14 protein-coding genes are annotated in these 12,024 nt (G+C 44.6%); 11 read left to right on the top strand and 3 right to left on the bottom strand.

Features of this window, described 5'->3' with window-relative positions; all coding sequences use genetic code 11:
* Positions 1-137: 137 nt before the first annotated feature.
* The 3 genes from recQ to HFE01_RS02415 all read left to right on the top strand — a co-directional run bounded on the left by recQ (position 138) and on the right by HFE01_RS02415 (position 5,437).
* Positions 138-2,036, top strand: a complete 1,899-nt coding sequence (recQ, locus tag HFE01_RS02405) for a DNA helicase RecQ (protein WP_025364353.1) — start codon at positions 138-140, stop codon at positions 2,034-2,036.
* Positions 2,037-2,086: 50 nt separating this feature from the next.
* Positions 2,087-3,943, top strand: a complete 1,857-nt coding sequence (locus HFE01_RS02410) for a B12-binding domain-containing radical SAM protein (protein ID WP_016820634.1) — start codon at positions 2,087-2,089, stop codon at positions 3,941-3,943.
* 183 nt (positions 3,944-4,126) lie between these two features.
* Complete coding sequence (locus HFE01_RS02415) at positions 4,127-5,437, top strand: alkaline phosphatase (RefSeq protein ID WP_167438207.1); 1,311 nt, start codon at positions 4,127-4,129, stop codon at positions 5,435-5,437.
* Between the two features lie 243 nt (positions 5,438-5,680).
* Here HFE01_RS02415 and HFE01_RS27685 read toward each other — a convergent pair whose 3' ends face one another.
* From HFE01_RS27685 to HFE01_RS02425, 3 genes are all read right to left on the bottom strand, one after another.
* Complete coding sequence (locus tag HFE01_RS27685) at positions 5,681-5,770, bottom strand: putative holin-like toxin (protein ID WP_305954445.1); 90 nt, start codon at positions 5,768-5,770, stop codon at positions 5,681-5,683.
* A gap of 138 nt (positions 5,771-5,908) precedes the next feature.
* Positions 5,909-6,514 carry a DedA family protein gene (locus tag HFE01_RS02420; protein WP_016820632.1) on the bottom strand — a complete coding sequence of 202 codons (606 nt, stop codon included), beginning with the start codon at positions 6,512-6,514 and terminating at the stop codon, positions 5,909-5,911.
* Positions 6,515-6,529: 15 nt separating this feature from the next.
* Positions 6,530-7,105, bottom strand: a complete 576-nt coding sequence (locus HFE01_RS02425; protein WP_107733962.1) for a class I SAM-dependent methyltransferase — start codon at positions 7,103-7,105, stop codon at positions 6,530-6,532.
* Positions 7,106-7,392: 287 nt separating this feature from the next.
* Between HFE01_RS02425 and HFE01_RS02430 the strand changes: the two genes are divergently transcribed.
* From HFE01_RS02430 to HFE01_RS02465, 8 genes are all read left to right on the top strand, one after another.
* Positions 7,393-8,001, top strand: coding sequence for a hypothetical protein (locus tag HFE01_RS02430; protein ID WP_243208119.1), 609 nt, complete (start codon positions 7,393-7,395; stop codon positions 7,999-8,001).
* 315 nt (positions 8,002-8,316) lie between these two features.
* Positions 8,317-8,676 carry a FlxA-like family protein gene (locus HFE01_RS02435; RefSeq protein ID WP_044785838.1) on the top strand — a complete coding sequence of 120 codons (360 nt, stop codon included), beginning with the start codon at positions 8,317-8,319 and terminating at the stop codon, positions 8,674-8,676.
* 217 nt (positions 8,677-8,893) lie between these two features.
* A complete protein-coding gene (locus tag HFE01_RS02440) occupies positions 8,894-9,322 on the top strand; it encodes a GNAT family N-acetyltransferase (protein WP_107733961.1) in 429 nt (142 codons plus the stop codon).
* An 11-nt stretch (positions 9,323-9,333) separates the two neighbouring features.
* On the top strand, positions 9,334-9,795 hold the full coding sequence (locus HFE01_RS02445) for a hypothetical protein (protein WP_044785840.1): 462 nt from the start codon (positions 9,334-9,336) through the stop codon (positions 9,793-9,795).
* A gap of 88 nt (positions 9,796-9,883) precedes the next feature.
* A complete protein-coding gene (locus tag HFE01_RS02450) occupies positions 9,884-10,375 on the top strand; it encodes an 8-oxo-dGTP diphosphatase (protein WP_045244005.1) in 492 nt (163 codons plus the stop codon).
* A 57-nt stretch (positions 10,376-10,432) separates the two neighbouring features.
* Entirely contained in the window at positions 10,433-10,954 is a 522-nt protein-coding gene (locus HFE01_RS02455) for a GNAT family N-acetyltransferase (protein ID WP_107733960.1), read from the top strand.
* A 25-nt stretch (positions 10,955-10,979) separates the two neighbouring features.
* Positions 10,980-11,429 (top strand): hypothetical protein, encoded by a 450-nt coding sequence (locus tag HFE01_RS02460; protein ID WP_107733959.1) that lies wholly within the window; start codon positions 10,980-10,982, stop codon positions 11,427-11,429.
* Positions 11,430-11,453: 24 nt separating this feature from the next.
* The gene (locus HFE01_RS02465; protein WP_107733958.1) at positions 11,454-11,957 is read left to right on the top strand and encodes a DUF1572 family protein; all 504 of its coding nucleotides are present in this window, start codon (positions 11,454-11,456) and stop codon (positions 11,955-11,957) included.
* The last annotated feature ends 67 nt before the right edge of the window (positions 11,958-12,024 follow it).

Genomic DNA, 12,024 nt, shown 5'->3' on the forward strand with positions numbered 1-12,024 from the left:
AATGCCATAAGAGACTAAAACCCGATGGACAGACTTCCAGCGGTTGAACATTGCCCTTAACCCCGGTAAACTATAAGGTAACGAAAGAAAAGCCGATATGCGTCGAGGACGCTAGAAATATGAGGAGTTTTGAAACTATGAGTGTACAAGCACCAACATTGGAACGGGCGCAGGACTTGCTGCAAAAATTTTATGGCTATCCCGATTTCCGGGAGGGACAAAAGAAAATTGTGGCCAGTATGCTGGAAGGCAACGATACGCTGGGCATCATGCCGACAGGTGGCGGAAAATCGATATGCTACCAGATTCCCGCGTTGTTGCATGAGGGGCTGACCATTGTTGTGTCACCACTGATCTCGTTAATGAAAGACCAGGTGGATGCGCTGACCACGATGGGGATTGCAGCTGCCTACATTAATAGCACGTTGAGCGGTCGAGAAGTCAATGACCGTATACGCGCCGCACGGAACGGAGATTTGAAGTTGCTGTATGTCGCCCCTGAACGACTGGAACTGGATTGGTTCCGTGATGAGATGGCTCAGTTACCGATTTCCTGCGTTGCGGTAGATGAGGCTCACTGCGTATCCCAGTGGGGGCATGATTTTCGTACCAGCTATCTGGCTGTGGCTCCATTCGTGGACGGGCTGTATGAACGTCCAATCGTAGCTGCGTTTACGGCGACGGCTACACCACAGGTTATGGATGACATCGTACGCCTGCTTCGTCTGCGCTCACCGGAAACGTTCGTTACGGGGCTTGGAAGGCCGAATTTGGCGTTCAGTGTGCTGCGAGGGGAGGACAAACGCAGCTTTTTACTGAATTATGCCCGTGAACATGAGGGTGAATCGGGCATTATTTATGCGGCGACACGTAAGGACGTGGATGATTTATATCAACGCCTGCGCGACGCTGGCATGGCAGCCGGACGTTATCATGCAGGAATGACAGATCAGGAACGTGCAGATAGCCAGGAAGGGTTTCTGTACGACGATATCCGTGTCATTGTCGCAACCAATGCCTTCGGTATGGGCATAGATAAATCAAACGTACGCTATGTCATTCATTACAATATGCCTAAAAATATGGAGGCGTACGTACAAGAAGCGGGACGCGCAGGACGTGATGGCGACCCGAGTCAATGTATTTTGCTGTTCGGACCGCAAGATATTGTGACCCAGAAGTTCCTGATTGAGCAAAATCCTCAGGATGAAGACCGTAAGCGCAACGACTACCGCAAGCTCCAGCAGATGGTTGACTATTGTTACACGACTCGCTGCCTACGTTCAGCACAGCTGGAGTATTTCGGAGAAGCGGAGGAGCATGAAGCCTGCGGCATATGCAGTTCATGTACTGACGAGCGGGAACTGGTCGATATGACTATAGATGCGCAAAAGATTTTTTCGTGCATTCATCGTATGCGGGAGAGGTATGGGGTTTCGATGGTGGCCTCGGTGTTGAAAGGCTCGCGTAACAAAAAAGTGCTGCAGTATGGTTTTGACAGCCTGCCAACCTATGGCGTGATGGGCAACCGAACGGAGAAAGAAATTGCTGAAATTATCAATGTTCTTGTTTCGGAAGGCTATCTGATGCTGTCCGAGGGGCAATATCCAGTCGTCCGCTTGCAACAGCTTGCTGCTGAAGTGCTGAGAGGGCAGCGCGAAGTTATGCAGCGTGTGGTGCGGCATGCCACAGCATTTGCAGGTGGAGCAGGTTCACGCGGACGAAAGGGACGCGACACCTATCCTGCCGCAGTTAACGAAACTGTGTTTGAGCAATTGCGCTTAATCCGTCGCGATCTGGCCGCTCAGGAGCATGTACCGTCTTATATCATCTTCAATGATGCCACGCTGCGAGAGATGAGCGTAGCGAGTCCGCAATCCGAAGCAGACATGCTGCGGATCAAGGGTGTTGGTGAAGTGAAGTTCCGCAAGTATGGCAAGCCGTTTCTTGATTTCTTTCAAAATCAGGGGAATACCGGCGGAATGGTGAGCGAGGACGAGATTTTTGTAGACGATGTGTACGAGGATTTTGAATAGCTATACTAAGGATATAAAAGTCCGTGCAAATTTATAGAAGGTTGTGACCTATGAAAGTCATTTTATCAACATTAAACGCAAAATACATTCATACCTCGCTGGCCATCCGATGCCTCAAAGCCTACAGTGAAAAGGATTTTGATATCGAGCTGGCGGAGTATACAATTAAGGACCCGGTGATGAACATCGTATCTGATCTGTTTCAACGGGGAGCAGATGTCATCGGTTTTTCCTGTTATATTTGGAACATTGAAGAGACGATTAAAGTCATTGATGTGTTGAAAAAGATTATGCCCGAGGTCAAAATTGTTTTGGGTGGCCCGGAGGTATCTTACGATACGGAGCACTGGATGAAGCGCTTGGCGAATGTGGATTTTATTGTTGTTGGTGAGGGAGAGGAAACCTTCCATCAACTGCTGCAGGAACTGGAAGGAGATCGCAAGTTTCATTTTGTATATGGATTGGCTTACCGTAAGGGAGAAGAGGTTATTATCATGCCGGGTCGACCAAAAGCGGACTTGAACGAGCTGCCGTCTCCATATCGTTTTGCAGAGGATATCCCGGAGCTCGGGAAACGGGTTGTCTATTTTGAAACGAGCCGGGGCTGTCCGTTCAGTTGCCAATTTTGTTTGTCCAGCATTGAGGTCGGGGTGCGTTATTACGATATTGAGCGCACTAAGTCGGATATTCTGTATCTGATTGACAATGGGGCTAAATTGATTAAATTTGTGGACCGAACCTTTAATATTAAACGCGATTATGCGCTGGAAATGTTCAAGTTTTTGATTGAAAATCACCGTGGCTGTGTCTTCCAGTTTGAGATTACGGCAGATATTATGCGTCCCGAGGTGTTGGATTATTTGGCGGAGAATGCACCACCGGGGGTATTTCGCTTTGAGATCGGTGTCCAATCAACGAATGATCCCACCAATGAACTGGTTAAGCGCCGCCAGAACTTTACCAAGCTTTCCCGCACCGTTACAAAGGTCAAGCAAAGCGGGAAAATCGACCAGCATCTGGATCTGATTGCTGGATTGCCATTGGAGGACTACAATACATTCCGTAAAACATTTAATGACGTTTTTGCGCTTGGTCCAGAAGAGCTTCAGCTTGGCTTCCTCAAAATGCTGCGTGGTACAGGTCTACGCATTGACGCCGATAAGTATAACTATACCTATATGGATGTTGCGCCGTATGAAATGTTGAGCAATGACGTCCTTTCCTTTGCCGACATTGTGAGGCTCAAACGCTTGGAAGATGTATTGGAGAAATACTGGAACTCTCATCGTATGGACCATACGGTGAGCTACCTGATTGAGCGTGAATTCTCGTCCGCCTTTGATTTCTTTCAGGAATTTGGAGACTACTGGGAAGGACAGGGCTGGCAAAAAATCGGACATCAGCTCGAAGACCTGTTTACGCGTCTCCAGTCCTTTTTGGAATCGCGGGGAACCAAGCGAATGGAAATGGTACTTGGGCTGATGAAGCTTGATTATTTCTTAAACCATAAATATAAGCCGCGTAAAATCTGGTGGGAACATACCCTGGAGAAGGACGATTGGTCCAGCTATATGAAAATGGCCCTTCAGCACCCGGATGCGCTGTTGTCACCTGCGGTGGCAGATGTGGGCGAGGAAAGCACGGGTGAGATGGATGTGGCTAGCCAACAGCCGCAGCCATACCGCGAGATGATCCCAGCCTTTGCTTCCTTGAAGCTGGGTGAAAAGGAACTGCAAAAGCACGCTGTGCTGGATGTCCTGCCGTTCAGTCTGGATCATATCCTGAGTGGTGGTAGCCCATTAACAGCCGAAGGCCGCACACTGTTGCTTGTAGTTTATCAGCAAAACGGACAGCAAAAACCGCTATACTACACCATGCCCATCGGCAAAAATATCGCCGCGATTTAATATAAACACCAGAAGACATCAACTCTTGGAATACCAGGAGTCGATGTCTTCTTTTTTTATAAAATATAGATGACCACTTCAATTTTTTACATTCGGGAAACCTAGTGCTTTACGATTTTTTACAAAACCAATATATGATGAATTTATCATATATGAATATTAAATTTATTGGAGTGTGACCTTGTGAAAAAGCGTTCCATGAAAAAGAGTATCCTTGCGTTGAGTGCTGTGACTGTTTTGACTGTACCCTTATTATCTGCTGATATCCCTAAAGCTTTTGCAGCCGCGGCTCCTACGAAGTCCACTGTCGCAGAGTCCAAGGCACAGAAGGCTGTATCAGCTAAAGCGGATACTCCTAAAAACGTCATTCTTTTTATCGGTGATGGTATGGGGGAAGCCAGTCGCAACGCGATTCGCTTAGCAACGGTTGGGAAATCAGGATTGCTTGAAATGGACAAGATGCCTGTAACAGGCCTCGTTAGCACGAGTTCAGGGGACAACCTGGTTACAGATTCTGCCGCCGCTGCGACTGCCATTGCAACAGGTGTGAAAACGTATAACGGCGCGATCGGAATGGATTTGAATAAAAAACCAGTGACAACCATTATGGAGCTGGCTAAAAAAGCAGGCATGTCTACAGGAGTAGTGACGACAAGCCAAGTGACAGATGCGACGGGCGCTGCCTTTGGTGCGCATGTTGAGAAGCGTTCTGCTCAAAGCGAGATTGCCAAGCAGTATATTGAGAAAAGCAAGCTGGATGTGATTCTGGGCGGGGGTGAGGATTTCTGGTACCCTGCAGGAACAGCAGGCAAACATCCAGATGCACCGGCAGAAGATCCTGAGGAAGCTAGTAAGGGAACTCAAGGAAATTTGGTGGAACAAGCGAAGAAGTTGGGCTATAGCTATGTGACAGACCAGGCTGAAATGAAAGCAGCCAAAGGCTCTAAATTACTAGGGCTGTTCGCCAATGAAGAAATGTTCCAAGCTCACAACAAACTAGGCAATTCTTACAACCCAACGGTTTCTTTACCGGATATGACAGCGAAAGCGATTGATGTTCTGTCCAAAAACAAAAAAGGCTTTTTCCTGATGGTAGAGGAAGAAGGAACGGATGAGATGGCGCACGACAATGAAGGTGAATTAACCATTAAAGCCGGGCAGCAGCTGGATAAGGCTGTCAAAGTAGCTAAGGACTATGCCAAAGCGCATCCAGATACTTTGGTGTTAGTGACGGCAGACCATGAAACAGGCGGTTTGGCCATTGAAGGCGAAGATGCAGAGGATGAATCCGGTGAAGGTATTTCCAAAGAAGACGGTCCTTTTACCGTAAAAGGCTCTGATGAGAAGTTTTATATCGACTGGACCACAGGAGGGCATACATCCGTTGATGTAGCGCTAACCGCAATGGGTCCGGGTTCCTCCCAATTTAGCGGGAATTACCCGAATACGGCCATTCATGATAAGCTGGTTAAGCTGCTTCAATTTAAAAAATAGCCTAGGGTGAGAGGGCTTATTCATCGCAGTATGAACCCTTAATTAATCCATTAATTTAGAAATTCGAGTAACAAAGACATGTAATTACGTAATAAAATCGGTTATAATAAGGTAAGAATAAATAAGGAGCCGTGCGCTAACACGACTCCACCATACAATAACTGCATAAAGAAACTGCATAAAGAGCAGTTGGCCGCGTAAGATATGGTCGAGAATAGACCGTTTACCTTTGGTCAGGGCGGTCTATTTCTTTTTCATGTAGGTAAGTAACGCCAAAATGAACATACCAAACATGATCATTAAGGAGATAGCATCTTTGACCTCCATGGGCATCACCTCCCTTCTGGGAGACTAGCCGACCGCCCTTTATAGCCGCATATTGTATTAGAAAAGTATACCATAAATAAGGAATAATCAAAGTGATAAAATACTTAAAAACGTCTTTTTGACTTTGGTGAGCTTTATCTCAGACTAATCCTCCGTTGTTTTCTTCCCCCACACAAATTTCATTATAAAAAATATAATTGTCAGCATGATGAGAAGCAATGCCACCTGCAAGCCATAACGATGAATCAATTCTCCTGCTGCTTGTACATGATCGCCAAAGAGACGTCCGAGCAAAAAGAAGATCAGCGTCCAAATCAAGCCCGTTGAATAAGAGAATAGAGCGTAGCGCTTAAAACTCATTTTATTGATCCCCACAATATAAGGGACAATGTGGCGAACGATCGGTAGCAAGTAGCTGATGCATATCGTGAAGTTTCCATACTTATGTACTAAATTTTCTGAAAAAGTAATGTACTTGTCCATTTTCTTCTTTCGGCGCAAACGATCCAAAATGGGTGTACCCAAGCTTCTCCCCAACACATAACCTAAGGATAGGCCTGATACAACCCCGAGATATACAATTAAAAAAGCAGGTAACGGATGAAGTATCCCCATGCTTGTTACGGCCCCGCCAGTCATCACTATAACTTCGTCTGGAATGGGCAGTCCCACAATTCCGAGCCATAGAGAGAAGAATAATGCTGCATAGCCATATTGTTCGATAATGGAAATCAAATATTCAACATCCATCCCCATACTCCTTTCTTAAGCTTTCTTTCGGCATACATACACGAATGCGGGTGGAACATTCATAGGTACAAACTTGATTTCTTCAATATCAAACCATTCACCTAACTGCTGTTTCATCTGTTTAGAGTATTGAAAGGCGACAAACATCCCTCCATCCCTGAGTGACCGATGAATTTGTTCTACGATTTGATCTCGCATCGCTTGTGGAAAGTTGAAGAATGGCAGCCCGCTGATTATACAGTCAAGCTGTTCAATTTGAGCATTTTTCATAGCATGCTGAAGCTCGCGCGAGTCGGAATAGCACAGATAATTCGGGAATCTTCTTTTTAAACTCTGCTGCATGGTCGGGTCCTTCTCAAAGAGCAAAACCTTAGGTTGAATTTTTGTCGTAGACGGGATGTATTGGGTAATTGCGCCTGTTCCAGCCCCAAGCTCAGCCACGGCATGAACATCACTCCATGGAATGGATTCTATCATATTTTTAGCTAAAAATCTGGAACTGGGTGTTACGCTACCCACATATGCAGGCGAGTACAAAAATTTGAATAGGAACATAAGTCTCTCGTGAACTAAATGACTAATACGGATCATACTTCTTTCCCCTACCTTCAAATTTCAAAATGCGTTCATTTATTCTCTGCTAAGAGTAACAAATTATCCCTTTACTTGCTCCTGTCTGGAGTAGGGCTCGGTTCCCCGTCCTGCGGAGGGGATTTTCCTTGACTATAGTCTAGGAAGAAAGAAAAGGAGTGCAGTATGGGACAGTCCGAATTCATTCAGTTATCATTCAGCATTCTCTCAGGCTGCCTTCAGTTTTACAACCGATGAAAGAGAGGTAGGCAGCTAAAAACATTATGTACACTGAGAGGGGATCTACTTTGTCATTATCCATCAACAGGCATCTCATCACGACTTCGACTTCCTACGAAAACTCGAATACGCTGAAGTCAAATGAGAATGGACTAAATAACGCGGGGCATACCACACACAAGAAATCCAGCGATTCACTCGAATTAAGTGCGGAATTTATGGAATACGCCGGAGGTATGCAGGCTCCGCTTCCTACGGAAAACTACAGTTATGGCTACAAATACGACCAGGATACTGTGGCGCTGACTATGGACGAACAGAAAGCGTTATTGTCAGATTTACAAAGTTACTTGACGTCTTCAAGTGCTTTATCTGAAACGAATAAAATCAATAACAGTACAAACAATCCTTTGGCTACAGTCAGCGACTTGTTATCCGGGGTGGATCTTTCGACAGCAACAGATGAGGAAGTATCAGATTTATTCGATAAAGTAGCTGAAACGATCCAGAATAACCGCCCTGCACCGTCGCCTGAAGGTGACTCATTCCGACCTGAGGTTGATAGCAGCGGTCTGCCTCCAATGATGCAGGCGATGGGTGGAATTATGCCCCCATTTGCATGGAATATTCAGGAGACCACCAATCAAGAGGATAACACCACTACATCTGAAAAATAGCTTACCGTAGATGAAAAAAGATCCTTACTGAGTGATTTGCAAAACGTCCTGAGTTCCGAGCTTATATCCGGCTCCATATCTTTAGAAACAGACCCGCAAACAGACCTGATTTCTGCATTAAAAAACGCTTGGGGAAACACAGATGAATCGAATGCGACAGATGAAGAAGTATCAGTTTTATTCGATAAAATCGCTAAGATTTTTGAACAATCTGTATCGTCTTCGTCATAATCTTGAGGGTGCCATAGCATACCTTAAAAACGCTTAGCCCACACTTGTAACTCAAACTTAGCTTTTAAAAAGGAGAATCCTTCTGTGAATATTTCAACTACATCTAGTAGCTCTATATCTATTGTCAATACTTCAACTTCATCTTCATCCAGTACCAACGATACAGCCAGTTTGGAAAAGCAAAAAGCCCAGCTTGAAGCAGAGTACAATAAGGTCCAGCAAAGCAAAGATAATAAGGATACAAAAGAAACGAAAATGAAGCAGCTTCAGCAGCAAATTAAGCAAATTGAAGCTCAGATTGCACAGCAAAGTTCTCAATCCAGCAGCACGTCAACACCAAAAATGGAAAAGTCCGCTCCAAGCAATATGGAAATGACTCGTACCAGCAGCTCGAATGGCAGTGATATTACTGGGGTTGGAAAATCACTGGATATTTCTATTTAGTCATCCTATCTCTTCTCCTGCAAGACAGACGATGGATAGAAAAGACAGCAGGCTCTCTGTTACATAGGGAGCCTGCTTTCGCGTTTTATAGTAGTTCAAAATGAATCATGTGACTAAACCTAAAAAAGTATTACAATAAATAACAGTGGGCAGATGGAAGGCTTTTAACTTTAGTATTTTATAGATTGTTATACTTTCTAATTGGAGGATTTAAGTCATGACATTGGAACCTCAATGGAGTCGAAGTAGTAGGGATGAAGCTCGTTTCGTCAGAAACAAGTTGATTGAGTTTAATGCAAAACACGTCCCGGCAGATATTCAAACCCAATATGAAGAGATTAATCTCACGCTCAAAAATGGAGAAGGTCAGGTCATCGGTGGTCTTCTAAGTGTACTTTGTTGGAACTGGGTGGAGATTGATATTTTGTGGGTAGATCAGGGTCATAGAGGAAAGGGCTACGGTTCGCAATTACTTAGTGGAATTGAACAAATCGCTAGAGATAAAGGATGTACTTTGATACAACTGAATACCTTTTCTTTTCAAGCACCTGAATTCTATGAAAAGCAGGGGTATGAAGTAGTCGGTGTCATTGATGAGGCTCCTAGAGGCTTTAAACATTATTATTATAAGAAAAATATCTACTGAGGACTTCATAAATGCGCGTACAGATCAAGGAAGTAAATCAAGATGAAAAGATTATCATTCGTAATATTGGCGAGGAAAAGATATACGGCTACTGGACATATTTTCGGCATGAACTGACCTCGGGATATGCGTATGTTGTTCCGTATGAACAAAGCTTGGAAAAGTTAATTCCCGGCTGTGTCATTTCGGTCGAGACTTCTCCATCCAGTATAGAAGGGTTCAGAAGACTGAGGCCTACGGAAAAGACAGGCATTGTTCAACCTCAACCAAAGCTAGGTGACTATTGGATTCAAGGGATGATACAACAAGTGATACAAGGCGAAGCAGGCGGGATAGACTGTTTGGAGATTGTTGTAGGAGAGGCTACGTTTGTTTTGGATTCTGACGAATTGAATGGTGATATCCACGTTAAAGCGGGTGACGGTGTCGCCTTTGAAATCATAGGTCTACAGTTGTTTGACGAGGGACTGTAATCGTTCTATGGTGAATACCATATTCAACCAAGATATGTCGGTGAGAAAGTTAAAAGCTAGATCATAGAGCATGTGAATAAAGAAAGGTATGATCGGATTGAGTACAGAAGTGACACACAAAATATATACCATGTGCATGATTCAAGATGGAAACAAGGTATTGCTAATGAACAGACCCAATCGAAAGGGGTTTCCGGGTTATATTGCTCCAGGAGGAAAAGTAGAGTTCCCAGAGAGCATTGTGAATGGAGCCATTCGCGAAGTAAAAGAGGAAACAGGCTTAACGGTTACGGAAATTGTTTTTAAAGGAATCGACGAATATTGTGATCCAAACCAAGGGCTGAGATATATGGTCTTTAATTATTTGGCTACAGCAACGGAAGGTGAGCTATTAAAAAATCCTCCTGAGGGAGAACTACTGTGGGTGGATATGAAGGAAGCACTACATTTGCCGATGCAGGATTGGTTTAAGCGGAGATTCCCATTGTTTTTCAAGCCGGGAACCTTTGAGGTTAGTTCCGTGTGGCTGGCAGAGACGGATGAAACATTGGAAGCAACGATGAAGAACTATGGGGTGTAGAGATGACGAGACCATTAGTAGATACATGGAGTGCTTAATGAGGGGGCGGTGAGTAGGATGCAGGCCATCAGATTGGTTGAGCCGGATCGGCGCTGGAAGGATGCTTATCTTTCATTTTATGAGGAATGGAAAAAAAACCAGGAGCATATGGTGCCTTGGGTGATTTCTATAGAACCGTATGATTTTGAAGGTATGCTGACGCTTTTAAGTCACCAGAAAAATGGAATTGGCTTGTCTGAAGGCTGGATTAAAAGTTCGACCTACTGGCTGGTGGATGCAGATGATCAGGTCGTCGGAGCAGTGAATATCCGTCATGATCTTAATGAGCATCTGTTAAACGCTGGCGGTCATATCGGTTATGGTATCCGTCCTTCTGCACGAGGGAACAGGTATGCTGTGACTATGCTGGCCTTAGCATTGGGGAAAGCAAAAGAGTTGGGTATTTCCAAAGCCCTCGTCGTATGCGACTCCGATAATATCAGTTCCAAAAGAACGATTCTGCGAAACGGCGGAATACCGGACAAGGATTACATAGAGGAAGATGGCAACTGTGTAAACCGGTTTTGGATCGAGCTGTAAGTGAGGGAGGGGAACGCAAAAACTCATGAAAATATGGCCTGAATATGCGCAAAATATCATTGTCGGTGTCATGTTTCAGGGACAATGGAATTGGTATGTGACGGAAAGAGAGTATTGGTTTTTGAATACCGAGATGGAGGAACGGTTTGGCATCGCTATTTTGGATGAGACCACAGCCGGAGCATTTTTGGAACACATCTGTGAATATAAGGTGGCTGCGGGAGAACTCACTACAATGCTCCAAATGCTAGATGAAGCAATCCAGCATAAGGATGAAGTGTTGGAATTCTGTCCTGCTTTGTATGTTGATTTTGACCAGAAAGTTCTCTACTCCCTATTTCCAGAGCCAGCTTCTTTCGAACACTATGTCCCGGTGGGGTGGAAAGGGGAATATCTGAACTTTTTGGAAGAGGTCCCTCCTGCTGAACGATATTGGATGATCCACGGAAGTGACTTTTTCAAAAAATACACCTGAAAAGATAAAGGAGGAAATGAACATATGAATTCTTCCATGCATGAATTTAAGATCATATCCAAGCACAGAATGTACGATCAATACTTGGTTAAGCTGCGGGCATGCATCCAGCTTTTGGATGAAACCATGTTATGGGGCACTGGTGAAGCGGAACAGAACAGTATTGGAGGAATTGTCCATCATATAATGGTGCATGTGCGTAGAAATGCAGTCAAACTCATGGATTCGACGATTACATACAAGCAAGGTATGGAGGATAGCTTCAAGCCTTCAGTGCAAAACAAAGAACAGCTTATGGAGGAAGTTGAAGATGCTTTTTCTTCCTTCTGTGCAGCATTGGACAACACAGGCGATATAAATATGTATGACGTTTACCATGTGGTGGAGCATACGGCTTATCATCTGGGTCAGATCATAGATCGAGTTCAGAGGCTGGCAGGTCACCGTTTTCAATTTGTACAGACTGGGCTGAATGAAAAAGCATTGCGTGCAATAGTGCAGCAATCCCTGCCTAATCCACAAGATTAACGAAAGCAGTAGCCAAATAACTGTATAAACGTAGTTCCAAAGTCACTAATACCTCTGTCACAGATAT

It is taken from the genome of Paenibacillus sp. EKM10P, assembly GCF_011800655.1.
GTDB classification, from domain to species: Bacteria; Bacillota; Bacilli; order Paenibacillales; family Paenibacillaceae; genus Paenibacillus; species Paenibacillus polymyxa.

Coding starts and splice junctions, on each gene's coding strand:
- HFE01_RS27685 (WP_305954445.1), bottom strand. CDS start 5,770: ATGCCCATGGAGGTCAAAGATGCTATCTCCTTAATGATCATGTTTGGT.
- HFE01_RS02455 (WP_107733960.1), top strand. CDS start 10,433: ATGCAGGCCATCAGATTGGTTGAGCCGGATCGGCGCTGGAAGGATGCT.
- recQ (WP_025364353.1), top strand. CDS start 138: ATGAGTGTACAAGCACCAACATTGGAACGGGCGCAGGACTTGCTGCAA.
- HFE01_RS02420 (WP_016820632.1), bottom strand. CDS start 6,514: ATGGATGTTGAATATTTGATTTCCATTATCGAACAATATGGCTATGCA.
- HFE01_RS02450 (WP_045244005.1), top strand. CDS start 9,884: ATGATCGGATTGAGTACAGAAGTGACACACAAAATATATACCATGTGC.
- HFE01_RS02410 (WP_016820634.1), top strand. CDS start 2,087: ATGAAAGTCATTTTATCAACATTAAACGCAAAATACATTCATACCTCG.
- HFE01_RS02425 (WP_107733962.1), bottom strand. CDS start 7,105: ATGATCCGTATTAGTCATTTAGTTCACGAGAGACTTATGTTCCTATTC.
- HFE01_RS02460 (WP_107733959.1), top strand. CDS start 10,980: ATGAAAATATGGCCTGAATATGCGCAAAATATCATTGTCGGTGTCATG.
- HFE01_RS02440 (WP_107733961.1), top strand. CDS start 8,894: ATGACATTGGAACCTCAATGGAGTCGAAGTAGTAGGGATGAAGCTCGT.
- HFE01_RS02465 (WP_107733958.1), top strand. CDS start 11,454: ATGAATTCTTCCATGCATGAATTTAAGATCATATCCAAGCACAGAATG.
- HFE01_RS02445 (WP_044785840.1), top strand. CDS start 9,334: ATGCGCGTACAGATCAAGGAAGTAAATCAAGATGAAAAGATTATCATT.